Raw genomic sequence first — 25,444 nt, 5'->3', positions numbered from 1 at the left:
GGTGCGGGTCGTGCGGGTCAGGCGGTCACTTCACGACCTTGATCGTGGAGGTCCCGCCGACGGTCGTGCCGTTCTTGCTCCACTCGACCTGGAGCGTCTTGGTGCCGACCCGGTCGAAGGGCGCCAGGCGGATCGTCGCGACGCCCTGGCGGTTGGTCGTGGCGGTGCGGGTCTCGCCGCCGGGCAGCCGCACGGTGACGGTGCCGCCGCGGGCGGGCTCGCCGTCGGCGGTGACCTTCACCCGCAGGGTCACCTTGGTCTTGCCGGCCTTGACCTTCTTGGGGGTGCTGCTGACCGTGAGCGCCGGCTCCGCGGCCGGGGGCTCCACGACGTCCTCGACCAGGTCGAGACCCATGACCACCGGGTCGTGGTCGGAGGAGCGGAACGGGCCGTCGGTGTGGAAGTCGGTCGGGCTGTAGTTGTAGCGGCTGTACTCCATGTAGATCGACTCACCGGAGTTGATGTTCCAGATGTCGTGGCCGGTCATCGCCTCGAGCGCCGCGTCGTTGGCGAGCACGTGGTCGAGGGAGCCGGAGAGGCCGCTGAAGGAGTAGGAGTACTCCGCGTCGGCGCCCTCGCCGTCCTCGATGTTGGTGTAGCCGGCCTGGTAGAGGACCTGGAGCGGGTCCTCCTGGGAGTAGGAGTTGAAGTCGCCGACGAGCAGGACGCCCTCGGCGCCGCTCTCCTGCTGCACACCGGGCACCCAGTCGCGCAGCGCGGTGGCCTGGGCCACGCGGTCGGGGTTGGCGTTGCCCTGCCCGGTGCCGTCGTCGGCGCCGGAGCCCTTGGACTTGAAGTGGTTGACCACGAAGAGGAACGGCTGGTCGCCGCCCTTCGGCGTGAAGGCCTGGGCGATGGGCTCGCGGGCGTTGTCGAAGGCCTCGCCCGAGCCGCTCAGCGCGCCGAGGGCACGGGCCTCGCCGGTGCGCTCGACGGCGGCCGGCTTGTAGATGATGGCGTTGCTGATGACGTCCATCTCCGCCGCCGGGGGCAGCTCGGTCGACGACGGGTTGGCCGCCCACGTGCCGGCGCCGGCGTCGGCGTTGAGCGCCGCCACCAGCGTCTCGGTGGCCTCGTCGGCGTCGCCGTCGACGACCAGCGAGTTCTCGATCTCCATGAGGCCCACGACGTCGGCGTCGAGGGCGTTGATGGCCGAGACGATCTTGGCCTGCTGCCGCGCGAGGTCCTGGGGGTCCCAGGCGCCGCGCTGCTCGCAGCCGCCGCCGACGGAGTTGCCGTCGCCGTCCTTGTCGGGGAACGTCGTGCAGCCGCCGTCGCCGACGTTGTCGTCGTCGGCGTCGCCGAGGGTGGTGAAGTAGTTGAGGACGTTGAAGGAGGCGACCTTGAGGTCGCTCTCGCCGTCGGCCTCGATGCGTGCCTCGTCGGGCGCGTCGGTGCGGGTGTTCTCGAAGGTCGCCGGTGACGTCGCGGTGTAGTCCGGGCCGCTGACGGTCTGCAGCGGCTGGAAGCGGTACGTCGGGGCGCTCGGCGACCCGCCCTGGGTGAGGATGACGTCGTCGGTGAACGTCGCCGCCGCTCCGACCCGCACGGGGGCGGTGTTGGAGAGGTAGGGCGGGGTCAGCGTCTTGCCGTTGGTGCCCGGGGCGTAGGTCGTGCCGGAGGCGTCGTCGAGCACGATGGCCCGAGCGGCGTTGTCGGCCTCGACCGCGCGGATCGCCGCGGTGTCCTGGGCGTCGGCGACCTCGGTGGGCTGGATGAGGGGCTTGTCGCCCAGGGCCAGGCCGACCTCGCCGAACTGGTGGGTGGAGAAGGTGTTGGTGACGGTGAAGTCGTCGGTGGGGTCGTAGAGCATCCCCTCCAGCGCCTCCTTCTCCGCCGCCGTGGCGGGCCACGCCGTGGTGGTGGTCGCCGTGACGGGCGCGGCCGGGGTGTCGAGCACCGTGGTCTCGGCCGCCGAGGAGACGACCTGGGTCTGACCGGCGTACTCGTCGACGTCGCCGGTGACCTCGACGTGGTCGCCGGGCTCCACGCCCACGCTGCCGGCACCGTTGGGGTAGTAGACGAAGACGCCGTCGGAGGACGTGCGGGAGGCCGGGTCGACCGACCCGCCCGTGCCGGGGGTCTGCAGGTAGAACCCGTAGAGGAAGCGCGGGGCCGCCGTCACGACACCCGAGGTGGTCACGGGGTCGCCGTCGAGCGGCGAGGCCGCGCCGGTGCCTTGGATCTCGGGGATGGTGGCCTCGACCGGGTCGGGCTCGGGCTCGGGCTCGCCGGCGCCGCCGGAGCTCTGCGGCACCGGGGTGCCCTCGACGAAGTCGTCGGCGTTGTCGTCGGAGTCCGTGCCCGTGGCGGTGCGCGCAGCCGAGGTGCTGTTGGTCAGGGCGACGCCGGTGTTGCGCTCCTCGAAGGAGGTGGGCGTAATGCCGTAGCCGACGGCGTCGAGGACACCGGCCGCGCCGGCGAGCTCTCCGGTGGTGCTCACGGGGGTCTCGGAGGAGGCCAGCAGGACGACGCCGTTGCTGCCGGACATGGCGATGGTGCCGGTCGCGTCGGGCGTCGGCAGGGCGGCGGCCGGCGTGGTGCCGGCGGCCTGCTGCACCAGGTAGTGCCCGCCCGCGGGCACCGAGCCCGAGAGGGGTGTGACCTGGGCGCTGGTGCCGGTGGCGCTGCGGTACTGCACCGACATCCCGGTGACGCTGATGGCGCTCGCGGTGGGGTTGTAGAGCTCGATGAAGTCATGGGTGAAGGCGGCGCCGGTGTTGCCACCGCCGCCGTAGACCTCGCTGATGACCAGACCGGAGCCGTCGGGCGCGGCCAGGGCGGGGGCGCCGGCGAGACCGGTGACGACCGCCGCGAGGCTGAACGCGCCGGCGACGGGCAGAGCCACCCGGCGGGTGGCTCGAGGGGACAGGGGCATGACGGACCTTCCGAGGGAGGGGTGCGTGCGGGACGTGCTCGTGGGTGCGCCCGACGGGCGACCCGGGGGCCGCCCGTGAGCGGGGCCGCCGACGTGCGTCGGCGGCCCCGGTCAGGACGGTGTGCTGCTGGGGACCAGCGGCTCAGCGGGTGCCCGAGACCGGCACCGTGACGGTGGTGCCGCTCGGTGCGGCCACCAGCTCGACCACGCCGCCGGAGGACCCGGCGGGCACGGTGAGGGTGACGGTGGCGCTGCCGCCGTCGACGGTGGTGATCGGGAAGGTGCCGAGCGGGCTCGTGGTCGAGCCGTCGACGTAGGTCGCGGTCAGCTCGGTGTTGGCCGGGCTGCCCAGCGAGGTGAGGTTGAGCTTCGAGAGGGTGAAGCTCGCCTCCTCGCCGGCGACGAGCGCGTCGGGCAGGCCCGACTCGGTGACCTGCTGGCGCGCGAAGTCGGGCGAGACCGGGTCGTTGCCGGCCAGGTAGTCGCGCCAGAGCTCGGCGTCGAGCAGGCCGGTGTCGGTGAAGGTGCCGTTGGTGAAGGCGCGGAAGTTGTCGCCGCCCGTGGCCAGGAACGACAGCGTCGAGATCGTGTAGGTGCGCGCCGGGTCGAGCGGCTCGCCGTCGATGAGCACCGAGGTGATCCGCGAGCCGGCGGGGGCCGTCGGGTCGGTGGTGACCTGGACGTTGTCGGACATCCCGAGCTGCAGGTAGGGGCGCGAGGGCACGGAGCCGTCGGCGTTGGTCTGGTACTGCTGCTCCAGCACCTGCTTGAGGTCGGCGCCGGTGAGCCGGACGATCGCGACGGTGTTGTTGAAGGGCAGCACGGCGTTGGCCTCGGCGAAGGTGACCACGCCGTCGGTGTTGGCCGGGTTGCTGGTCGTGTCGCCGGCGAAGAGCAGCTCGGCGCGCAGGCCGCCGGGGTTGGTCAGCCCCAGGTCGGGCTCGGCGAAGTCCTGCACGCCGTCGCGCAGGGCGTTGGCGACGAGGTCGCCCAGGGCCGACTCCTCCGCACGGGCGTCGCGCGTGCCACCGGTGTAGCCGTCGGGGCCGTAGCTGCCGCCGGAGAACGCGGTGGTGATGTCGTCGGTGATCTCCGCGACCGGCTGGTTGCCGACCTCGGCGGCCAGCCGCAGCGCGCGGTTGGTGATCTGCTGCACCTTGACCACCGCTGGGTAGGACAGGTCGGCCTCGGCGACGCGGGCGACGTTCTCCTGCGTGTAGGCCTTCACCCGGCCGGTGCGCTGGTTGACGCTCAGGGTGATCCGGCCGATGTTCTCGCCGTAGGAGCCGGTCTGCAGGACCGGTCGGGTGCGCTCGGTGCCGGGCACGGGGGCGTCCCAGGCGTACTGCTTGTGGGTGTGGCCGGTGAAGATCGCGTCGACCTTCGGCGTGGTCCTCGTGACGATGCGGGCGAAGGCGCCGCCCTCGGCGACCTCCTCCTCCAGCGTGGCGCCCGCGGGGGCACCCTCGCCGGCGCCCTCGTGGAACTCCGCCACGAGCACGTCGGCCTCGCCGTTGCCCGGCCTGCCGTCGGAGAGCTGGCGCGCGACGCGGTTGACCGCGGCGACCGGGTCGCCGAACTCGATGCCCTCGATGCCGGCGGGGCTGACCAGGCTCGCGGTCTCCTCCGTCACGGCGCCGATGACGCCGACGGTGACCCCGGCGCGCCTGAAGGTGTCGTAGGCCGGCAGGACCGGCGAGCGGGTGCCCTCGGCGTAGACGTTGGCCCCGAGGTAGGAGAAGTCGGCGACGTCGTCCACGCGGCCGTCGAGGTCGTCGAAGCCGCGGTCGAACTCGTGGTTGCCCACCGACGACGTCTTGAGGCCCAGCGCGTCGAGCACCTTCAGCGTCGGCCGGTCCTTGAACTGGCTGGAGGCGAAGAGCGAGGCGCCGATGTTGTCGCCGGCGCTGAGGAAGAGCGTGCGCTTGGGACCGTTGGCGGCCTTGAGCCCCTCGACCGTGGTGGCGAACTTCGTGGTGTTGGCGTCGATGCGACCGTGGAAGTCGTTGATGTTGAGCAGGGTGAGGTCGACGACCTTGTCCGCGCGCGGAGCCGGGGCCGACGGAACGGCCTGGGCGGGAGCGACGGTGGTGACCGAGAGGGCGGCGGCCGCGAGGCCGAGGCCCAGCGACGCGGCGAGCGGACGGGTGGCCCGTCCGGACCAGGAGCGAGATAGCACGAGTGGGAGATCCTTCACACCAAATGGGCGATTGACCTCCGGACCCTAACCCCGGATCAGCGCTGCGCGACCGGGTCGTCAGGTGACAACTGGGTTACGACTTGCCGCTCCCGCGCAGCTCGTGGCGCTGGCGCCACACGCCGCGGTAGAACTCCGCGCCCGACCACAGCGTGAGGGCCACGGCCACGGCCAGCAGCGCCTGGGCGACGTAGAACAGCACCTCGCCGGGCGTCTCGAGCCACGAGGGCAGGTCGGGGTCGAGCAGGGGCAGCACGAGCAGGCCGAGGGCCAGGCCCTGCACGGTCGTCTTGAGCTTGCCGAGGTCGGCGGCCGCGATCACCACCCGCTTGAGCACTGAGAGACGCAGCAGCGTGACGCTCCACTCGCGCAGCAGCACCAGGATCGTCACCCACCACCACACCTCCCCCACGATCGAGAGCCCGATGAAGGCCATGCCGGTGATCGCCTTGTCTGCGATGGGGTCGGCGATCTTGCCGAAGTCGGTGACCAGGTTGCGCGCGCGGGCGATGTCGCCGTCGATCTTGTCGGTGGCCATGGCCACGAAGAAGATCACCCAGGCCACGGTGCGCCAGGTGCCGGAGTCGCCGCCGTCGACGAGCAGCGCGGCGCCGAAGAACGGCACCAGCACGATGCGCAGCGTGGTGAGCACGTTGGGCAGGTTGAGGTTGCTCGGCCTCGGCGAGACGGGCTCGACCTCGGGCTGGGTCATCGGACTCCTCCGGTGGGGTCGGCGAGCAGGTCGACGCCGTCGGTCGAGACGACGGTGGCCGCGACCAGGCGGCCCACGGCGTGGGCGCCCTCGCGCGGGGCCTCGAGCGTCGTGGTGCCGTCGACCTCGGGGCCCTGGTGGGCGGCGCGGCCCTCGGCGGTGCCGTCCTCGCCGAGCGACTCCACGAGCACCTCGACGTGCTCGCCGATGCGCTCCTCGGCCCGCTGGGCGTTGAGCTCCTCGACCAGGGCGGTGACGTGCTCGGCGCGGGCGCGGACCTCGTCGTCGTCGAGCTTGCCGTCGTAGGAGGCGGCCTCGGTGCCGTCCTCGTCGGAGTAGCCGAAGACGCCGGTGACGTCCATGCGGGCGGCGACGAGGAAGTCGCACAGGGTCTGCAGGTCGTCCTCGGTCTCGCCGGGGAAGCCGACGATCACGTTGGAGCGCACCCCGGCCAGCGGGGCGGCGGCGCGCACCTGCTCGAGCAGGCCGAGGAACGACTCGGGGTCGCCGAAGCGGCGCATCCGGCGCAGCACCGTGGCGCTGGCGTGCTGGAAGGACAGGTCGAAGTACGGCACCACGCCGGGGGTGTCGCCGATCGCCTGCACCAGGCCCGGGCGGGTCTCGGCCGGCTGGAGGTAGGACACCCGGACCCGCTCGACGCCGTCGACCGCGGCCAGCTCGGGCAGCAGCGTCTCGAGCAGGCGCAGGTCGCCCAGGTCCTTGCCGTAGGAGGTGGAGTTCTCACTGACCAGGAAGAGCTCGCGCGCGCCCTGCTCGGCCAGCCAGCGGGCCTCGGCGAGCACGTCGGAGGGCCGGCGGCTCACGAACGAGCCGCGGAAGGCCGGGATCGCGCAGAAGGAGCAGCGCCGGTCGCAGCCGCTGGCCAGCTTGAGCGCCGCCATCGGGCCCGAGTCGAGGCGGCGGCGTACGGCGCGGGGACCGGTCGCCGGGCCGCCGGCACCGACCGTGGCCGGGTCGGCCGCCGAGCCCGCGACGGGGGCCGCCGGCGGCACCTGGTCACCGTGGCCGGGCACCGGGGTGGTGGAGGCGGCGCGGTCGACCGGCGAGATCGGCAGCAGCAGGCGCCGATCCTGGGGGGTGTGCGGGTGGTGCACCTCGCCGGCGACGATGGAGCGCAGCCGGGCGGCGATGTCGGGGTAGTCGTCGAAGCCCAGCACGGCGTCGGCCTCGGGCAGCGACTCGGCCAGGTCCTTGCCGTAGCGCTCGGCCAGGCAGCCGACGGCGACGACGGCCTGGGCCCGGCCGCCCGTGCCGGCCGACGCCTTGAGGTCGGCGGCCTGGAGCAGGGTGTCGACGGAGTCCTTCTTCGCGGCCTCCACGAAGCCGCAGGTGTTGACGACCACCGTGTCGGCGGCGGCGGGGTCCTCGACGAGGCGGAAGCCGCCGGCCTCCAACCGGCCGGCCAGCTCCTCGGAGTCGACCTCGTTGCGGGCGCAGCCCAGGGTCACCATGGCGACCGAGAGCAGCTCGCCGTCGGCCGGGGCGTCGGCGTCGTCGCGGGCGGGGAGGGAGGCGGGGAGGGATTCAGTCGTCATGATCGCCCCCGAGTATGCCGCCCGCACGGGGCCGGGCACGAACCCTCGACACGCGCGCGCCCCCGCTCCCGGGGCGTGGGCACCGGGGACGGGGGCGCGTCGAGGGGCGGGTCGACGGACGGTCGACGGGTCAGCCGGGCTGCTCGCCGGGCTTGACCGCCAGCACCGGGCAGGTGGCGGCCAGCAGGATCCGCTGGGCCACGCTGCCCATCAGCAGCTTGCCGACCGGGGTGCGCCGGCGCAGCCCGATGACCACGAGGCGGGCGTCGACGTCGCTGGTCACCTGCAGCACCTGGTCGGCGACGTCGCCACCGACCGACTGGCGCACCTCGAAGGGCACGCCGGCCGCCGCGAGCTCGCGCTCGACCTGCTGCAGGGCCTCGGGTCCGGCGTAGCGGTCGTCGACGAGCGCGTCGCCCTTGGTGGCGTTGACCACCAGCACCCCGCGGCCGCGGTCGCGGGCCTCGAAGACGCCGTGGGCCAGGGCGACGGCGCCGAACTCGTCGGGGGCCCAGGCCACCACGACCCAGCCCTTCGCGCTGCTCGCGCCGTGCGACGCCGGGGCGCCGGCCTGGTCCTGCGTGCGGTCGTGCGTCTGGTCGCTCATCGACCCACCTTCTCATCGTCGCTCGCGGGGGCCGCGTCGGCGACCGCCTCGTCGGTGGCACCGCCCGGGGCGGCCGGTGCCTGGGGTCCACGGACCCGGCTCACCACGACCGGCGCCAGCACGGCGAGGGCGATGATCGCGTAGACCACGACCGCCAGCGGCTCGCTCACCAGGCCGGAGAAGTCGCCGCCGGAGATGCTCAGCGCCTCGCGCAGCTTGCCCTCCATGAGGGGGCCGAGGATGACGCCGAGGATCAGCGGCAGCACCGGGAGGCCGAAGCGGCGCATCATCAGCCCGAGCAGGCCGAAGACGAGCAGCAGGCCCACGTCGAAGGGGTCGAGGTTGGTGGCGTAGGCCCCCAGGCAGGCGAAGAACAGGATGCCGGCGTAGAGCTGGGGCCGCGGGATGCGCAGCAGCTTGGCCCACAGCGGGGCCAGCGGCAGGTTGAGCACCAGCAGCAGCAGGTTGCCGATCAGCAGGCTGGCCAGCAGGGTCCAGACCAGGTCGGCCTGGTCGGTCATCAGCTGCGGGCCGGGCTGGATGCCGTAGCCCTGGAGCGCGGCGAGCATGACCGAGGCGGTCGCGGTGACCGGCAGGCCCAGGGCCAGCATCGGCACGAACATGCCGGCCGCCGAGGCGTTGTTGGCGGCCTCGGGCCCGGCGACGCCCTCGATGGCGCCCTTGCCGAACTCGTCGTTCTTGGCCAGCTTGCGCTCCGAGACGTAGGACAGGAACGTCGGGATCTCCGCGCCGCCGGCGGGGATGGCGCCGAAGGGGAAGCCCAGCGCCGTGCCGCGCAGCCACGGCTTCCACGAGCGCTTCCAGTCGTCCTTGCCCATGAAGGGCTGGCCGACGGGGATGATCTGCAGCGGGCTGCGGCGCAGGTGGGCCGCGACCCACAGCGCCTCGCCGAGGGCGAAGATGCCGACCGCGACGACGACGATGTCGAGGGGGTCGATCAGCTGCGGCAGGCCGAGGTCGAGGCGGGCCTGGGCGGTGTTGGGGTCGAGGCCGACCAGGCCGATGGTGAGGCCGAGGAAGAGCGCGATGAAGCCGCGCAGCGCCGAGGAGCCCAGCACGGCGGTCGTCATCACCAGGGCCAGCAGCATGATCGCGAAGTACGACGGAGCACCGATCTGCACCGCGACGTCGGCCAGCGGCGGGGCGAAGAAGGCCACCAGCAGCGTGCCGATGGTCCCGGCGACGAAGGAGCCGACCGCGGCGGTGGCCAGCGCCTGGGCGGCCCGGCCGCGCTTGGCCATCTTGTTGCCCTCCAGCGCCGTCATCACCGACGCCGACTCACCGGGGGTGTTGAGCAGGATGGAGGTGGTGGAGCCGCCGTACATGCCGCCGTAGTAGATGCCGGCGAACATGATGAAGGCCTGGGTCGGCTCGAGGCCGAAGGTCACCGGCAGCAGCAGCGCCACGGCCATGGCCGGGCCGATGCCGGGCAGCACGCCGACGAAGGTGCCGAGCAGCACGCCGACGGCGGCGAAGAGCAGGTTCTCGGGGGTCGCGGCCTGTTGCAGGCCGCCCCAGAGGAGGTCGAAGTCACCCATCACAAGATCCCATCGAGGATGCCGGGGGCCAGGGGGATGCCCAGGCCGACGTAGAACGCGTACCAGCTGCCGATCGCCAGCACGAGGCCGGCGATCACGTCGCGGATCAGCGTGCGGGAGCCGAGCGCCCAGGCGGCGCCGGCGAAGAGGACGGCCCCGGTGACGGCCCAGCCGAGCAGGTCGACCGTGGCGATCGTGAAGGCCAGGACGCCCACGAGCTTGGCCACGGTGGCCCAGTCGGCGCGCTGGGCGAGGTCGACGTCCTCGCCGCCCTCGGGCTCGGCCTTCGAGCCGCGGGCCGTGGCGATCGCGAGCAGCACGCCGAGCAGCACCAGCACGGCGCCGATGACGTAGGGGAAGACCCGCGGGCCGACCGGGTCGCCGAAGCCGACGCTGAGGGTGGAGGCGTCGTAGAAGGTGTAGGCGCCGACGACGACGAGCAGGGCGGCCAGCGGGTACTGCGCCTTGTCGACGCCGCCCTCGGGCCGGTGGTCACCGGCCGGGGCGTGCCCGCCGGGGGTGCCCGGGGCGCCGGGCGAGGTCGTGGTGGGAGTGCTCACAGCAGGTCCAGCTCCTCGAGCGTCGACGAGACGCGGTCGTCCTGCTCCAGCAGGAAGGCTTCGAAGTCGTCCCCGGTGCGGAAGGCGTCGATCCAGCCGTTCTTCTCGAGCGTCTGCTGCCACTGCGGGGAGTCGTGCATCTCGGAGAGGTAGGCGATCAGCTCGTCCTGACGCTCCTCGGAGATGCCGGGCGGGGCCAGGACGCCGCGCCAGTTGATGAAGACCAGGTCGATGCCCGACTCGGTCAGCGTCGGGGCGTCCTTGACGGCCTCGCCGGTCAGGCGCTCCTCGCCGGAGACCGCGAGCACGCGCAGGTCGCCGGCGGCGATCTGGCCCTCGAACTCGCTGAGGCCGGAGAAGCCGACCTGGATCTTGTTGCCCAGCAGGGCGCTGGTCAGCGGGCCGCCGCCGTCGTAGGTGACGTAGCGGACCTCCTGCGGGTCGATGCCCACGGTCTCGGCCAGCTGCATCGGGAAGAGGTGGTCGGGGCCGCCGGGCGAGGAGCCGCCGCCGACGACGATCGAGCCGGGGTCGGCCTTCCAGGCCTCCACCAGGTCGTCGATGGTCTCGAACGGAGACTCCGCCGGCACGAGCACGCCCTCCTGCTCCTCGATCAGCTGCGCGATCGGGGTCGCGTCCTGCGGCCGGGCGTCGGAGGCGAAGGAGTACGTCGAGCCCACGACCCCCAGCCCGATGGTCATCAGCAGGTGCTCGTTGCCCTCCTGGCCCATCAGCTGGCTCATCGCGGCCGCGCCGCCCGCGCCGAGGATGTTGGTGACCTGGAAGCTGCCGCCGGTGATGTCGTCCTGCTCCATGACCCCCACCGCCGCGCGGCCGGTCTGGTCGTAGCCGCCGCCGGGGCTGTTGGGGATCCACATGTCGAGGTCGGCGCTGTCGTCGCCGCGGGTCACGCCGCAGGAGGAGGCGGTGAGGGCCAGGGCGGTCGCGAGCGCGGCCGCCACGACGCGGGCGCGTCGCGGACCGGGCCGACCGGGCCGGCGGTCGCGGCGTGGGCCCCCTCGCGGGGCCCGGGGTGCTGCGGGGAACATGTCTCTCCTGGGGAGTCGACGGGGTGGGACGTGTCGATCGTCACGCAGGCTGTGTCGGCCGTCACGATTAGGCAACCAAAGGAGGTTGTGGAACTTGTGGTCACGTCGCGGTGAGCGCGCCCGGACCGGCTCGACGCCGCCGTCGTCCGGTCCCTCGCCCACGCCGTCGCCCGGGGCGGCGACCGAGCGCGAGCCCTCGTCGCGCCGCCACCTCAGCCTGGCCGGGCAGTTCCTGATCCTCCAGCTGGTGGTGCTGCTGCTCGTCGTGCTGGTGACCAGCGTGGTGTCGGTGCGCCAGAGCGACGCCGACTTCCGCGACACCCGGGGCGCCCGGCTGCGCGCCGCCGCGGACAGCCTGGCCAACACCCCGGCGGTGCAGCTGGGCCTGCTCGGCACGGACGACGCGCGCTCGCTGGCCTTCTACACCCAGCAGCGGCAGAACGACGTGGGCGCCAGCACCGTCTACCTCACCTCCCCCGACGGCACGGCCTTCGTCGCCACCGACCCGACCCGCGAGGGCGAGCAGGTGCAGCTGGGCCCCGACGCCGCGCAGGGACGCACCTGGACCGGCGACATCGTCGACCGGGGCAACCGGGTCATCGCCGCGCAGGTGCCGGTCTACGCCGGCGCCCGCGCCGCGACGCCGGGCCGGGCGGGCCGGCCCCCGCGCGTGGTGGGGCTGGTGGTCGTCACCGAGGACTACCCGCCCATCACCGAGCGGCTGCGCCAGACCACGGCCGACCTGCTGGTGGTGCTGCTGAGCGGGCTGGCCCTCGGCCTGGCCGGCTCCTGGCTGCTGGCGCGCCTGATCAAGCGGCGTACGCGGGGCCTGGAGCCGGCGGAGATCTCCGCGCTCGCCGACCAGCGCGAGGCGCTGCTGACCTCGATCCGCGAGGGGGTCGTGGCGGTCAACGGCGACGGCGTCGTCACGGTGGTCAGCGACAGCGCGCGCGAGCTGCTCGGCCTGCCGCCCGGCACGCAGGGCCGCGCCCTGGCCGACCTGCCGGTCAGCGACGCCGTGCGCGACCTGCTGCTGGCCCCCGACGACCTGCGCGACGGCGTGCTCGTCGTCGCGGGCCGGGTGCTGGTGACCAACCGCAACCAGGTCACCGCCGGCGGGCGCCGCATCGGCACCATCACCACCCTGCGCGACCGCACCGAGCTGCTGGCGATGCAGAGCGAGCTCACCGCCCGCGAGAGCGTCACCGAGACCCTGCGGGCGCAGACCCACGAGTTCAGCAACCAGCTGCACACCATCTCCGGGCTGCTCCAGCTCGAGGAGTACGACGAGCTCCAGGGCTTCCTCGGCACCCTCAACCGGCGTCGCGCCGAGATCACCGACCACGTGCTGGCCCGCGTGGACGACCCGGCGGTCTCCGCGCTGCTCATCGCCAAGACCACCCTGGCCGCGGAGCGGCGCGTCGAGCTGCTGCTGCGCGACGACACCTCGCTCCCCCGGCTCGACCCCGAGCTGTCGGCCGACGTCGGCACCGTGCTGGGCAACCTGGTCGACAACGCCGTCGACGCGGTCGTGGCCGGGGGCGCGGGCGGCGGCGCGGGCGGCGCGGGCCGGGTCGACGTGCGCCTGGTGCGCGAGGACGACGGCACCGTGGTGGTGCAGGTCGCCGACACCGGACCCGGGGTGCCCGAGGACCGGCGCGAGGCCGTCTTCCGCCGCGGGGTGACCACCAAGCCCGGTGACGCGAGCGGGCGCGGGGTGGGTCTGGCGCTGGTGCAGGTGGTGTGCGAGCGGCGCGGCGGGTCGGTCTCGGTGCACAATGCCGAGGGCGCCGTCTTCACAGCGCGCCTGCCCGCCCCCACCGAGCCGATCCCACCGACCCCAGGACCGTGACCCCAGCGCCGTGACCGAGCCGACCGACCTGACCGTGCTGGTCGTCGACGACGACTTCATGGTCGCCTCGATCCACACCCGCTTCGTCGAGCGCGCCGAGGGCTTCCGGGTCGTGGGCGTCGCCGCGACCGGCGAGACCGCGCTGGCCGAGATCGAGCGACTCTCCCCCGACCTGGTGCTGCTCGACGTGCACCTGCCCGACCTCAGCGGCATCGAGGTGCTGCGCCGACTGCGGGGTGCCGGCAACGACGTCGGCGTCGTCATGGTCACCGCGGCCCGCGAGGCCGACACCGTGCGCGCGGCGGTCGCCGGCGGCGCGGCGCACTACCTGGTCAAGCCCTTCGAGGCCGACGACCTGCACTGGCGCCTCGAGGCCTTCCGTGCCTCCCGCGCCGCCCTCGCCGGCTCGGCCACGCCGGGCCAGGACGACATCGACGCCGCCTTCGCCCCCCTCAACCGCGGCCGCGAGGTGCTGCCCAAGGGCCTGAGCCGCGAGACCGCCGACACCGTGCTCGCCGCCCTCGACGACGGTGTGGAGCGCTCGGCCGCGGAGTGCGCGGAGGCGGTCGGCATCTCCCGCGTCAGCGCCCGGCGCTACCTCGAGCACTTCGTCGCCCAGGGACGCCTCGCCGTGCGGCTGCAGTACGGCGGCTCCGGGCGCCCCGAGCGCCGCTACCGCCGCGCCTGACGCGGTGGGGTCCGACGACGCGCCCGCCGCGGACGTCATGCGCACCGTGGATGCGCATCCACCTCTCGTATGACGTCCCGCACCCGGCCGCCACCCGACCTGACCTCGGACGCACCACGACAGCCGCCACACCCCTTCTGAGCGCCCGCACGGGACGTCATACGCACCGTGGATGCGCATCCACCCCCCCCGCATGACGTCCCGCACCCGCCGCCACCCGAGCGACGCCACCGCACCAGACGTCATACGCACCGTGGATGCGCATCCACCCCCCGCATGACGTCCCGCACCCGCCGCCACCCGAGCGACGCCACCGCACCAGACGTCAGCGTCATACGCACCGTGGATGCGCATCCACCCCCCGCATGACGTCCCGCACCCGCCGCCACCCGAGCGACGCCACCGCACCAGACGTCATACGCACCGTGGATGCGCATCCATCCCCCGCATGACGTCCCGCACCCGCCGCCACCTGGGCGACGCCACCGCACCGGACGTCATACGCACCGTGGATGCGCATCCACCCCCCGCATGACGTCCCGCACCCGCCGCCACCCGAGCGACGCCCCCGCACCAGACGTCATACGCACCGTGGATGCGCATCCACCCCCCGCATGACGTCCCGCACCCGCCGCCACCCGAGCGACGCCACCGCACCAGACGTCATACGCACCGTGGATGCGCATCCATCGTAGCAGAACCGGTCGGCGGCCCACTTGTCCATGTCGGCGTTGGCCACGAGGGCCTCGTCGTCATACGCACCGTGGATGCGCATCCACCCCCCGCATGACGTCCCGCACCCGCCGCCACCCGAGCGACGCCACCGCACCAGACGTCATACGCACCGTAGATGCGCATCCACCGCTCGTATGACGTCCCTCGCCACCACGCCGCCACGCGTCCCGCTCCCGCCGCGGCCCGACCCGGCCGCGGACGCACGCGGCCCCGAGGAGCAGCTGCTCCTCGGGGCCGGGTGGCGGTGTGCGGGTCGCGCTCGTGCGGTCAGTCCTCGACGGTGAAGGTGTCCTGGGCGGTCTTGCCCGTGGCGCCGAGGGCGCCGCGGTTCTGGCCGTCGACGGCGACCTCGACGGAGCCGTCGGAGGACTGCACGCGCACCGGCTGGGAGACCTTGTCGATGACCTTGACCTGGCCGAAGGTCAGCGTGCCCTTGAAGACCAGCTCGTTGTCGCCGTCGCGCACCCACACCGTGGCGCCGCCGCCGGCGGCGGTGAGGGTGACCGGCACGCGGGCGCCGGCCGAGGACTGCACGGCGGCCGGCAGGTTCGGCGCCGGGTCGCGCAGGTCGACCGGCTGGTCCATGACCAGCCGCGCGACCGACCAGCAGAGCACGAGCGCCATGACCGCGGCGATCATGATCGACCAGTTGGGGCCGCCGCGGGTGCCGCGGATCGCCCCGCCCGCCCCGAGCTCGGCCTCGAAGACGCGGCGCGGGTTGATCGGGGCGTCGGCGTACCTCGCGTCGTAGTCGGCGAGCAGCGGCGCCACGTCGACGCCGAGCACGCGGGCGAGGGTGCGCAGGTGGCCGCGGGCGTAGAAGTCGCCGCCGCAGGGGGCGAAGTCGTCGACCTCGATGGACTCGATGACGTGCGGGCGGATGCGGGTGCGCTCGGCCAGCTGGTCGACGCTGAGACCCAGGCGGGTCCGGGCCGCGGCCAGCTCGGGGCCGATCACGGGGTCCTCGGCCGGCTCGGCGCCGAGGTCGTCGATGACGATCGGTGCCACGGCGTCGCCGGCGGTGGCGATCGGGCTGACCCGGTCGCCCCACACCACGGTGTCCTCGACCAGGCTCACGCTGCCGCTGCGGCGCAGCTCGCGCGCCTCGGGGAGGCCGCGGCGGGTGTGGTCGTCGGACTCGTCGTCGGCGAGGTCGAGGGCGTTGGCGCCGTGCACCAGGTCGGTGCGGATCTCGCTGCGCACCGCCACGACGGGCTCGCGCAGCGGGCTCGGCGTCGCGCTCGGGGTGACCTCGGGGCGCCCCATGACGGGCGCGCCCACGGGCGAGCCCGGGCCGCGCACGGCGCCGGTCCCGGCGGGGGCGTCGTGGGAGGAGTCGCCGTCGGCGGGGTCGCCGTCGGTGGCCCGCTCACGGCGCCAGGGCAGCCGCGAGGCCAGGTCGCCGATGGCCTGGGCGAGCGCGGGACGGGGGTCGTGGGAGCGACCCGCGTCCTCCTCGGCCTCCTCGTGGGCGAGACGGTCACCGTCACTGGAGGCGTACGCCGCAGCGCTCGCACCCACCGCGGGGCGCACGGCCGTGTCGTCGGCTCCGGCGGGCGGCGCGGTGGCTGCGGGGACCTCGTCGGTCCCGGCCGCCGGGGGCTGCTCGGTGGTGACCCGCTGGGCCACCGCACGCTCGGCGTCGGCGTCGGCCTCGGCGGGTGCTGCGGTGCCCGCGGCGGCGTCGGCGGCGTCGGCGGCGTCGGCGGCCTCGGCGGCCTCGGCGGCCTCGGCGGCCTCGGCGGCGTCGGCGTAACCGGTGGGCCCGGTCGCCGGGTCGCCGTCGTGGACGGCGGCCCAGGCCTCGTCGTCGAGGTACTCGTAGCCCTCGATCTCGACCACCTCGACGGCACCGCCCGCGAGGGCGTCGAGGGCGTCGACGACGGTGTCGCCGGGCTCGACGCCGACCACGCGGGTCGAGACCGACAGCGGCACCGAGATCGGGTCGTCGTCACCGGCCAGGACGTCGATGGCCCCGTCGCGCACGACGCGGCGGCGCGGGAGCACCTCGACGGCCTCGATCTGGGTCCAGGGCAGGCCGCGCCAGGTGCGGCCGGTGCGCAGGCGCACCCCGAGGTCGTCGGCGACGAAGAGCGGGGTGCGGGCGTCGCGCAGGACCAGGGCGTGGCCGACGGCCACGAGGGCCATCACGACGCAGAGCACCCAGTCGAGCGCCGCGCCCGTCGCGGTGGCGCGGGCGAGGTAGGCCGCGGCCACGAGGGCGGCGACGCCTCCGATGGCGCCGGCCAGCACGCCGTTGCGGCGTACCTCAACCGTGCGCGGCGCGGCGCCGTGCCCGTCGGCGGCCAGGCTCTCGGCGGCGCCCTCGGCGGGCTCGGTCAGGTCGGTGCGGATGTCGTTCACATCTCCCCCTGCAGGGTCGCGATGACGCCGTCGATCTCGTCGGGCTTGACCAGCACGTCGCGGGCCTTGGAGCCCTCGCTGGGTCCGACGACGCCACGGCTCTCCATGATGTCCATCAAGCGGCCCGCCTTGGCGAAGCCGACACGCAGCTTGCGTTGCAGCATCGAGGTCGACCCGAACTGCGTGGACACGACGAGCTCGATGGCCTGGATGACCAGGTCCATGTCGTCGCCGATGTCGTCGTCGAGCTCGCGCTTGCTGGCCGCGGGGGCGGTGACGTCCTCGCGGTAGGTCGGCTCGAGCTGCTCCTTGCAGTGCTTGACCACCTGGGCGATCTCGGCCTCGGTGACCCACGACCCCTGCACGCGCACGGCCTTCGAGGAGCCCATGGGCAGGAAGAGGCCGTCGCCCTGGCCGACCAGCTTCTCGGCGCCCGGCTGGTCGAGGATGACCCGGCTGTCGGCGAGCGAGGAGGTGGCGAAGGCCAGGCGCGAGGGCACGTTGGCCTTGATCAGGCCGGTGACCACGTCGACCGAGGGCCGCTGCGTCGCGAGCACCAGGTGGATGCCGGCCGCGCGGGCCAGCTGGGTGATGCGCACGACCGCGTCCTCGACGTCGCGCGGGGCGACCATCATCAGGTCGGCCAGCTCGTCGACGATGACCAGCAGGTAGGGGTAGGGCGAGAGCTGGCGCTCGGACCCGAGCGGCACCTCGACCTTGCCCGCCCTGACGGCCTTGTTGAAGTCGTCGATGTGGCGGAAGCCGAAGTTGGCCAGGTCGTCGTAGCGCATGTCCATCTCGCGCACGACCCAGGCCAGCGCCTCGGCGGCCTTCTTGGGGTTGGTGATGATCGGGGTGATCAGGTGCGGCACGCCCTCGTAGGCGTTGAGCTCGACCCGCTTGGGGTCGACCATGATCATCCGCACCTCGTCGGGCGTGGAGCGCATGAGGATCGAGGTGATCATCGAGTTGATGAACGACGACTTGCCCGAGCCCGTGGCGCCCGCGACGAGCAGGTGCGGCATCTTGGCGAGGTTCGCGACCACGAAGCCGCCCTCCACGTCCTTGCCGAGCCCGGCGATCATCGGGTGGTGGTCGGAGCGCGCCGTCGTGGAGCGCAGCACGTCGCCGAGGGAGACGATCTCCTTGTCGACGTTGGGGATCTCGATGCCGATCGCCGACTTGCCGGGGATCGGGCTGAGGATCCGCACGTCGGCCGAGGCGACGGCGTAGGCGATGTTCTTGCTCAGCGCGGTGACCTTCTCCACCTTCACCGCGGGGCCGAGCTCGACCTCGTAGCGGGTGACGGTCGGGCCGCGGGTGTAGCCGGTGACCTGGGCGTCGATGTTGAACTCGTCCATGACCTGCATGAGGCGGTCGACGACCGCGTCGCTGGCCTTGGAGCGGGCCTTGTGCACCGAGCCGGGCTTGAGCACCTCGCCGGCGGGCAGGTGGTAGGTGACGTCGCCGGAGAGCGCGAGCTGCTCCACGCGCGCCGGCAGCGGCGTGTGCGGCGGCGGGACCAGCTCCTCCTTGGCCTCCGGCTCGTCGTCCTCGCCGAGGTCGCCGAGATCGGAGAGGTCGGGGAGGTCGGGGGCGACCGGGCGCCGCGCCGACGGCTTCGCCGCCGGGGTGCGCGGCTCGGGGGCGAAGAGGTCGACACCGGCGTCGGTGGCGACCTCCTGCTCCATGGCGACCTCGATGGGGTCCTTGCGGCGCCGCTTCTTCAGCTCGCGGTCGCTGAGCACCGGGCTGTCGTAGGCCGGGTCGCCCATCTCGGGGTCGATCTCGTCCTCGGCGTCGTGGCGCCCGCGGCGCGAGCGGGTGGCCCGGGTGTCGTCGTCCTCGTAGAGGTCGCGGCCCAGGGCGCGGTCGCGCAGGTCGGCGAGCTTGACCGGCACCTGGTAGAGCGGGGTGGCGGTGACGACCAGCAGGCCGAAGACGGCGAGCAGCACGAGCAGCGGCACGACGACGTACTCCTCGCGGAGCAGGTCGAGCAGCAGCGAGGAGACGACGTAGCCGATCGCGCCGCCGCCCTCCTGCAGCGGGCCGGCGTCGCCGCGCACGGGCTGCGGGCTGCCACCGGCGATGTGCACGATGCCGAGCACACCGAGGGCCAGCGAGCTCCAGCCGATGACCTGACGACCGGCCGGGCCGTTGCCGACCGGGTCGCGCATGGTGCGCCAGCCGACGACCACCAGGGCCAGCGGCACCAGCCAGCCGACCTTGCCGACGGAGCCGGTGACCGCGGTGCGGGTGATCTCCATGGCGCTGCCACCGAGCTGGAACCACACGGCGGCGGCGGCGACGACCGCGAGGGCGAGGACGAAGAGGCCCGCACCGTCGCGACGGTGCTCGGGGTCGAGCTCGCGGGCGCCGTGCCCGATGCCGCGGGCCAGGGCGCCCACGCCGTGGGCCACGGCGAGCCAGGTGGCGACCACGCCGCGCAGGACCGCGTCGAAGAGGCGCGCCACCGGGCCGCGACCGGTGCGCACGGCGCGCGGCGCCGGACGCGCGGCGGGGCGCTTGGTCGCGGGCCGCTTGGTCGTCGAGCGACCACCCGTCCGGCTCGCCGGACGGGCTGCGGTCTTCTTCTTGGGCGCAGGCCGCTTGCCGGTGGCCTTGCTGCGCGCGGTCGAGGTGGTCGGGGTACTCCGTGGTCGGGCGCTCGAGCCGTTGCGGGACGTCGTGGGGGACGTCGACGTGGACGTGCTCGTGCTCCGCGACCCCGGCGGGGAAGACGTACGGGTCGCCATGCTGGTTAACCTAGAGGAACGCCACTCCAGTCACAGGGACCACAGGAAGCGTGTCGCGCCCCAGCCGTCACCACTCCCCCACCGGGGTGGGCGGACCCCCGTAGACCGGCGGTGGTGGCACGGCGGGCATCCCGCGCCGGGCGGGCCTCAGGCGGGCAGCAGGCCGGCGGCCTCGAGGCCGGCGCGCAGCGCGGCGACCTCGGTGTCGTCGAGCTCCAGCAGCGGCGAGCGGACCCGGCGGTTGTCGAGCACGCCGAGCAGCTCGAGGCTGGCCTTGGCCGTGGTGGCGCCGTAGTTGGCCACCCCCATGACGGCCTCGATCGCCGGGAGCATCCGGGTGTAGATCTCGAGGGCCTCACCGACACGGCCCGCGCGGTGCGCGTCGTGCATGGCGCGCAGCTGGTCGCCGGCGACGTGGCCCACGACCGAGACGAAGCCGACCGCGCCGTGGGCCAGCCAGCCGAGGTTGGCGATGTCGTCGCCGGAGTAGAGCGCCAGGCCGAGCTGGCTGATCCGCACGCCGCGGGCCAGGTCGCCCACCGCGTCCTTGACCGCGAGCACCTGCTCCCAGCGGGCGACCTCGGCGTAGGACTCCAGGCTGAGCTGGGTGCCGGTGCGGCCCGGCACGTCGTAGAGCATCACCGGCACGTCGCTGGCCCCGACGACCTGGCGGAAGTGGTGCAGCACCCCGGCCTGGCCGGGCTTGTTGTAGTAGGGCGTCACCAGCAGCAGCCCGTCGGCGCCGGCCCGCGCCGCCTGCTTGGCCAGGCCGATGGAGGTGCGGGTGTCGTTGGTGCCGACACCGGCCACCAGGACGATGTCGGGGCCGACGGCGTCGCGCACGGCGGCGAGGACCTCGCCGTCCTCGGCCGGGGTGGTGGTCGGCGACTCGCCGGTGGTGCCCGAGACGACGAGGCCGTCGTGGCCGTGGGCGACGAGGTGGCGGGCGATGCGCTGGGTGCTCTCGAGGTCGAGCGACCCGTCGGGGGCGAAGGCGGTGGCCATCGCGGTCAGCACGGTGCCGAAGGGTGCCGTCGGGGCCCCGGGAGTCGCCTCAGCAGTCATGGCGGCAGGCTATCCCGCCCGGTCGCCGCGTCGCGGGACCGGTCACGCCGCACGGCCGGCGGGCAGGTGCGGCGCCACCTCGGCGGCCACGAGGCGCAGGTGGTCGAGGTCGTGCAGGTCGAGCACCTGGAGGTAGAGCCGCTGGCAGCCCTCCGCGGCGTAGGCCCCGATCCGGTCGAGGACCTCCGCCGGGGTGCCGGCCAGGCCGTGGGCGCGCAGGTCGTCGACGTCGCGCCCGATCGCCCCTGCCCGGCGGGCCACCTCCGCCTCGTCGGCGCCGACGCACAGCACGAGGGCGTTCGACCACGTCATCGAGGCGGGGTCGCGGTCGACGGCCTCGCAGGCCCGGGCGACGCGGGCGCTCTGCTCGCGGGTCGTGGCGGTGTCGACGAAGGGCAGGTTGAACTCGTCGGCGAAGCGCGCCGCGAGCTCCGGCGTACGCCGCTTGCCGAGGCCGCCGATGATCACCGGGGGCGGGGTCTGCACCGGCTTGGGCAGGCCCGGGGAGTCGCGCACGACGTGGTGGCGGCCCTCGAAGGTGAAGCCGCCCCGGGTCGCCCACAGCCCGGTGACGATCTCCAGCTGCTCCTCGAAGCGGTCGAAGCGCTCCCCCACCGACGGGAACGGGATGGCGTACCTCTCGTGCTCGGCGGCGAACCACCCGGCGCCGATCCCGAGCTCGACGCGCCCACCGCTCATCTGGTCGACCTGGGCCACCTGCACCGCCAACGGCCCGGGGTGGCGGAAGGTCGCGCTGGTCATCAGCGTGCCGAGGCGGATCGTGCTGGTCTCGCGGGCCAGCCCGGCCAGGGTGGTCCAGGCGTCGGTCGGCCCGGGCAGGCCGTCGCCGCTCATCGCGAGGTAGTGGTCGGAGCGGAAGAAGGCGTCGAAGCCGAGGGTCTCGGCCTCGCGGGCCACCGCGAGCAGGTCGTCGTAGGTGGCGCCCTGCTGGGGCTCGGTGAACACGCGCAGATCCATGCCGCCATGCTGCCAGCAGCCCGGCGCGGCGCAACCCCGCCGGAGGGTCGCGGACCTGCGAGGATGACGCCTCCGACCACGCGGGAGGCGACGGTGGAGGCCACAGACGAGACGGCGCGCACGGTCACCGGCGACCTGCGCCCGGTCTACCAGATCATGCGACGGCTCAACCTGGGCGGCGACGTCGCCTCGGTGCTCGACGCCGTGGCCGAGGGCGCGGCGGCCACGGTCGGCTTCGCGGTGGCGGCGATCAGCTACCTGCGCGAGGACGCCACCCTGGAGATCGTCAGCGTCGCGGGCAGCGCCGAGGCGCGTGAGCAGCTCGTCGGCACCCGGGTGCCGCTTGCGCTCATGGAGGAGGAGCTGGCGCTCGCCGACGAGTGGGGCTCGCTGCTCTTCATCCCCGCCGAGCGGCTGGCCGACCTGCCGACCGACGGCTGGATCCCCGTCTCCGACACGGCGGCCCCCCGTGACGAGCCGGCCCCCGACGACCCCGACCGGTGGCGGCCCGAGGACACGCTGCGCGCACCGCTGCGCTCCCCCGAGGGCGAGCTGCTCGGACTGCTCTCGGTCGACCTGCCCCTCGACGGCCGCCGCCCCGACGCGGCGCGGCGCGAGCAGCTGGAGATGTACGCCGACCTGGCCGGCATCGCCCTCGGCAACGCCCGGCGCGCCGTCGACCTCGCCGAGCAGGTGCGCCTGGGCGCGGCGGTCGACGCGATCAACAGCGAGGCCGCGGCCAGCCTCGACGCCGCCCAGGTGGTGGACCGCGCGACCGCCTCGATCGCCGCCGCGCTGCGCTCGGACTGGGTGCGGGTGAGGGTCGTCGGCGCCAGCGCGCTGCCGGGCGCCGACCACGGGGCGCGCTTCCCCACCGGCCACGCGGAGACCCCCGCCCCGGTCGTGGCCTGGGCGGCCCGCGAGGCCTGCGACCACTGGGCCGCCGGCACGGTGTCGCTCACCTCGGTGAGCGCCGACGGCACCTCGCTGACCACCCACACCCTCCACCTCGACGCCGCGACCCGCCGCCCGGTCGCCGGCGGGGCCGCCGGCTGGGCCGCCGGCTGGGTCAGCCAGCCGCTGAGCCCGCGCTCCGACATCGGCGACGAGGCCGAGCGCGCCGCCGTGCTGGCCCACCTGCACGGCAACGACCTGAGCAGCATGCTGATGGCGCCGATGGGCGCCGGCACCGACTGCTTCGGCTACGTCGTGCTCGCACGGCGCGACGGACCTGGCAGCGGCGGCGGGGCGGGGGCCAGCGCAGGGGGCGGGGCCGGGGGCGAGGCCGGGGGCGAGGCCGGGGCCGGGGGCGGCAGCGTGCCCGGCGACGGGCCCGGTCAGGGTCCCGCCGACGGGGCGGGCAGCGGCGCGGAGACCGCCGCCGCGGGCTGGACGACCCACGAGGTGCGCGCGGCCAGCCAGGTCGCCCGCCACCTCGGCCAGGCGGTGCTCAACGCCCGGCTGCTCGAGCGCGAGCACGTGCTCGTCGAGCAGCTCGAGGCCCTCGACGTCTACAAGAACGACTTGATCTCCACCGTCTCCCACGAGCTGCGCACCCCGCTGACCTCCATCCAGGGTCACCTGGAGCTGATCGAGGACGACCCGGCCGCTGCGCCCGCGGCCAGCTTCCAGGTGGTGCGCCGCAACCTCGACCGCGTGCTCTCCCTCATCGACGACCTGCTGACCCTCAAGCGCCTCACCGACCGCGAGGCCACCTCCGAGGCCGCGATCGTCGACCTCCACCAGCTCGCCGTCGACGCCGTGGCCGCCTTCCGGCTCCACGCCCAGGAGGACGGCGTGCGGCTCGTGCTCCAGCCCCACGGCGGGCCGCTGCTCATCAGCGGCGACCACGACGAGCTCGAGCGGGTGGCGCTCAACCTCGTCGGCAACGCCGTCAAGTACACCCCCGCCGGCGGCGAGGTCAGCGTCTCGGTCGAGCGCAGCGAGCGGTTCGTGCGCTTCGTGTGCCGCGACACCGGCCTGGGCATCAGCAAGCCCGACCAGGAGGAGCTGTTCACCGAGTTCTTCCGCTCCACCAACCCCGAGGCGCTCGCCCGCCCCGGCACCGGCCTGGGGCTGAGCATCGTGCGGCGCATCGTCCAGCGCCACGGCGGCTCGATCCGCCTGGAGTCCGAGCTCGGCGAGGGCAGCACCTTCACCGTGCGGCTGCCGCTGAGCCGCCTCTGAGGCTCGGCTGGCCGCCCCCCGCCTCGGGCGTCATGCGAGACGTGGATGCGCATCCACCCTCCGCATGACGTCCCACCCCACCGCCCGGAGCGGCCACCCGCCCCGGGCGTCATACGAGACGTGGATGCGCATCCACCCTCCGCATGACGTCCCACCCCACCCGCCGGACCAGCCAGCCGCCCTCGTCCCGGGCGTCATACGAGACGTGGATGCGCATCCACCCTCCGCATGACGTCCCACCCCAACCGCCGGACCAGCCACCCGCCCCACCCCGGACGTCATACGAGACGTGGATGCGCACCCACCCTCCGCATGACGTCCCCGCGCGTACGACGCCCCGCCGGCCCCGTGGCCCGCCCCGCGGCGGCCGGGCCGAGCGTCAGCGGCGTACCCAGCGCACGACGTCGAAGCCGTCGTGCGGCTCGCGGGAGGCCTCGTGCCAGAGCGCGGGGTCGATCGCGGGATAGGTGGTGTCGCCCGCGGGCTCGAGGTGCACCTCGCTGATGACCTGCTCGTCGGCCAGGCCCGCGCCATCGGCGCCGACGGCGGCCAGCACGGCGGCGTAGACCGCGGCGCCGCCGACAACCCTCACCTCGGCGCCCTCGGGCTGGTCGTCGGCGAGGGCGAGCGCGGCGTCGAGGTCGTGGGCGACGAGCACCCCCGGGGCCGACCAGGCGGGGTCGCGGGTCAGCACGACGGTGGTGCGCCCGGGCAGCGGACGACCGATCGAGTCGTAGGTCGCGCGCCCCATGAGCAGCGTGTGGCCGAGGGTCAGGGCCTTGAAGTGCGCGAAGTCGGCGGGCAGGTGCCACGGGATCGCCCCGTCGGCGCCGATGACGCCGTTGCGCGCCACCGCGGCGACCAGCAGCACACGCCGCCCGCCGGGGGTCATACGGCGATGGGCGCCTTGATGCCCGGGTGGGGGTCGTAGCCCTCGACGGCGACGTGCTCGAGCTCGAAGGAGCCGAGATCGGTGACGCTGGGGTCGAGCCACAGCGTCGGCAGCGGTCGCGGCTCGCGGGTCAGCTGGAGACGGGCCTGGTCGAGGTGGTTGGAGTAGAGGTGGGCGTCGCCGAGGGTGTGCACGAAGTCGCCGACGGCCAGGCCCGTGACCTGGGCGACCATGTGGGTCAGCAGCGCGTAGGAGGCGATGTTGAAGGGCACGCCGAGGAAGACGTCCGCGGAGCGCTGGTAGAGCTGGCAGGACAGCCGCGCGGGCCCGCCGTCGACCGCGGGGGCGACGTAGAACTGGAAGAGCGCGTGGCAGGGCGCCAGCGCCATCGACGGGATGTCGGCGACGTTCCACGCCGAGACGAGGTGGCGGCGCGAGTCGGGGTCGCGACGGATCTGCTCGACGACCTCGGCGAGCTGGTCGACGTGGCGGCCGTCGGGGGTGGGCCAGGAGCGCCACTGCGCGCCGTAGACCGGCCCGAGGTCGCCGTGCTCGTCGGCCCACTCGTCCCAGATGCTCACGCCGCGCTCCTGGAGCCAGGTGACGTTGGTGTCGCCGCGCAGGAACCACAGCAGCTCGGCGAAGACCGAGCGGGTGTGGATGCGCTTGGTCGTCACCAGCGGGAAGCCGGCGGAGAGGTCGAAGCGCATCTGGTGGCCGAAGACCGAGCGCGTGCCGGTGCCGGTGCGGTCGCCCTTGGCCACGCCCTCGTCGAGGATCCGCCGGACGAGGTCGAGGTAGGCCTGCAC

Annotated in this window: 17 protein-coding genes; 3 read left to right on the top strand and 14 right to left on the bottom strand. The window is 74.1% G+C overall.

Features of this window, described 5'->3' with window-relative positions:
• Positions 1–25: 25 nt before the first annotated feature.
• From ASF47_RS04435 to ASF47_RS04400, 8 genes are all read right to left on the bottom strand, one after another.
• Positions 26–2,878: an ExeM/NucH family extracellular endonuclease gene (locus ASF47_RS04435; RefSeq protein WP_082499972.1), complete on the bottom strand. Its 2,853-nt coding sequence runs from the start codon at positions 2,876–2,878 to the stop codon at positions 26–28.
• A 142-nt stretch (positions 2,879–3,020) separates the two neighbouring features.
• A complete protein-coding gene (locus ASF47_RS04430; protein WP_056862707.1) occupies positions 3,021–5,057 on the bottom strand; it encodes a bifunctional metallophosphatase/5'-nucleotidase in 2,037 nt (678 codons plus the stop codon).
• A gap of 94 nt (positions 5,058–5,151) precedes the next feature.
• Positions 5,152–5,787: a CDP-diacylglycerol--glycerol-3-phosphate 3-phosphatidyltransferase gene (gene pgsA, locus ASF47_RS04425; RefSeq protein ID WP_056862706.1), complete on the bottom strand. Its 636-nt coding sequence runs from the start codon at positions 5,785–5,787 to the stop codon at positions 5,152–5,154.
• On the bottom strand, positions 5,784–7,343 hold the full coding sequence (rimO, locus tag ASF47_RS04420; RefSeq protein WP_082499970.1) for a 30S ribosomal protein S12 methylthiotransferase RimO: 1,560 nt from the start codon (positions 7,341–7,343) through the stop codon (positions 5,784–5,786). The genes pgsA and rimO overlap by 4 nt, the downstream gene beginning before the upstream one ends.
• Positions 7,344–7,473: 130 nt before the next feature.
• A complete protein-coding gene (locus ASF47_RS04415; protein WP_082499969.1) occupies positions 7,474–7,950 on the bottom strand; it encodes a universal stress protein in 477 nt (158 codons plus the stop codon).
• Positions 7,947–9,509 (bottom strand): tripartite tricarboxylate transporter permease, encoded by a 1,563-nt coding sequence (locus ASF47_RS04410; RefSeq protein ID WP_056862705.1) that lies wholly within the window; start codon positions 9,507–9,509, stop codon positions 7,947–7,949. Before ASF47_RS04410 ends, ASF47_RS04415 begins: the two co-directional genes overlap by 4 nt.
• The gene (locus ASF47_RS04405; RefSeq protein ID WP_082499968.1) at positions 9,509–10,069 is read right to left on the bottom strand and encodes a tripartite tricarboxylate transporter TctB family protein; all 561 of its coding nucleotides are present in this window, start codon (positions 10,067–10,069) and stop codon (positions 9,509–9,511) included. Before ASF47_RS04405 ends, ASF47_RS04410 begins: the two co-directional genes overlap by 1 nt.
• Entirely contained in the window at positions 10,066–11,031 is a 966-nt protein-coding gene (locus tag ASF47_RS04400; RefSeq protein ID WP_056862704.1) for a Bug family tripartite tricarboxylate transporter substrate binding protein, read from the bottom strand. The genes ASF47_RS04405 and ASF47_RS04400 overlap by 4 nt, the downstream gene beginning before the upstream one ends.
• Positions 11,032–11,212: 181 nt before the next feature.
• Here ASF47_RS04400 and ASF47_RS04395 point away from each other — a divergent pair, with 181 nt between their 5' ends.
• Positions 11,213–12,970, top strand: coding sequence for a sensor histidine kinase (locus ASF47_RS04395; protein WP_200918940.1), 1,758 nt, complete (start codon positions 11,213–11,215; stop codon positions 12,968–12,970).
• Between the two features lie 10 nt (positions 12,971–12,980).
• A complete protein-coding gene (locus tag ASF47_RS04390; protein ID WP_228942034.1) occupies positions 12,981–13,658 on the top strand; it encodes a response regulator in 678 nt (225 codons plus the stop codon).
• Positions 13,659–14,660: 1,002 nt separating this feature from the next.
• On the opposite strand, the gene ASF47_RS04380 is transcribed toward ASF47_RS04390, so the two are convergent.
• The 4 genes from ASF47_RS04380 to ASF47_RS04365 form a co-directional block, all read right to left on the bottom strand.
• Positions 14,661–16,757 (bottom strand): helix-turn-helix domain-containing protein, encoded by a 2,097-nt coding sequence (locus ASF47_RS04380; RefSeq protein ID WP_056862702.1) that lies wholly within the window; start codon positions 16,755–16,757, stop codon positions 14,661–14,663.
• Positions 16,754–19,513, bottom strand: coding sequence for an FtsK/SpoIIIE family DNA translocase (locus ASF47_RS04375; protein ID WP_082499964.1), 2,760 nt, complete (start codon positions 19,511–19,513; stop codon positions 16,754–16,756). Before ASF47_RS04375 ends, ASF47_RS04380 begins: the two co-directional genes overlap by 4 nt.
• Positions 19,514–19,660: 147 nt before the next feature.
• Positions 19,661–20,578, bottom strand: coding sequence for a 4-hydroxy-tetrahydrodipicolinate synthase (gene dapA / locus ASF47_RS04370; RefSeq protein ID WP_056862701.1), 918 nt, complete (start codon positions 20,576–20,578; stop codon positions 19,661–19,663).
• A 42-nt stretch (positions 20,579–20,620) separates the two neighbouring features.
• A complete protein-coding gene (locus tag ASF47_RS04365; protein ID WP_056862700.1) occupies positions 20,621–21,556 on the bottom strand; it encodes an LLM class F420-dependent oxidoreductase in 936 nt (311 codons plus the stop codon).
• Between the two features lie 93 nt (positions 21,557–21,649).
• On the opposite strand from ASF47_RS04365, the gene ASF47_RS04360 reads away from it, so the two are divergent.
• Positions 21,650–23,743, top strand: a complete 2,094-nt coding sequence (locus ASF47_RS04360) for a sensor histidine kinase (RefSeq protein ID WP_056862699.1) — start codon at positions 21,650–21,652, stop codon at positions 23,741–23,743.
• A gap of 379 nt (positions 23,744–24,122) precedes the next feature.
• Here the strand turns inward: ASF47_RS04360 and ASF47_RS04355 are convergent, their stop codons facing one another.
• Together ASF47_RS04355 and ASF47_RS04350 are read right to left on the bottom strand one after the other, a co-directional pair.
• Positions 24,123–24,635, bottom strand: coding sequence for a dihydrofolate reductase (locus ASF47_RS04355; protein WP_056862698.1), 513 nt, complete (start codon positions 24,633–24,635; stop codon positions 24,123–24,125).
• Positions 24,632–25,444, bottom strand: coding sequence for a thymidylate synthase (locus tag ASF47_RS04350; protein ID WP_056862697.1), 813 nt, complete (start codon positions 25,442–25,444; stop codon positions 24,632–24,634). The genes ASF47_RS04355 and ASF47_RS04350 overlap by 4 nt, the downstream gene beginning before the upstream one ends.

The organism is Nocardioides sp. Leaf285 (assembly GCF_001422955.1).
In the GTDB taxonomy this organism is placed as follows: Bacteria; Actinomycetota; Actinomycetes; order Propionibacteriales; family Nocardioidaceae; genus Nocardioides; species Nocardioides kribbensis.
This window is presented reverse-complemented; position numbering and strand designations above follow the sequence as displayed.

Bases quoted from the DNA above. Each gene is read 5' to 3' on its own strand.
- ASF47_RS04435 (WP_082499972.1), bottom strand. From the start codon at position 2,878: ATGCCCCTGTCCCCTCGAGCCACCCGCCGGGTGGCTCTGCCCGTCGCC.
- pgsA (WP_056862706.1), bottom strand. From the start codon at position 5,787: ATGACCCAGCCCGAGGTCGAGCCCGTCTCGCCGAGGCCGAGCAACCTC.
- dapA (WP_056862701.1), bottom strand. From the start codon at position 20,578: ATGACTGCTGAGGCGACTCCCGGGGCCCCGACGGCACCCTTCGGCACC.
- ASF47_RS04365 (WP_056862700.1), bottom strand. From the start codon at position 21,556: ATGGATCTGCGCGTGTTCACCGAGCCCCAGCAGGGCGCCACCTACGAC.
- ASF47_RS04375 (WP_082499964.1), bottom strand. From the start codon at position 19,513: ATGGCGACCCGTACGTCTTCCCCGCCGGGGTCGCGGAGCACGAGCACG.
- ASF47_RS04355 (WP_056862698.1), bottom strand. From the start codon at position 24,635: ATGACCCCCGGCGGGCGGCGTGTGCTGCTGGTCGCCGCGGTGGCGCGC.
- ASF47_RS04415 (WP_082499969.1), bottom strand. From the start codon at position 7,950: ATGAGCGACCAGACGCACGACCGCACGCAGGACCAGGCCGGCGCCCCG.
- ASF47_RS04410 (WP_056862705.1), bottom strand. From the start codon at position 9,509: ATGGGTGACTTCGACCTCCTCTGGGGCGGCCTGCAACAGGCCGCGACC.
- rimO (WP_082499970.1), bottom strand. From the start codon at position 7,343: ATGACGACTGAATCCCTCCCCGCCTCCCTCCCCGCCCGCGACGACGCC.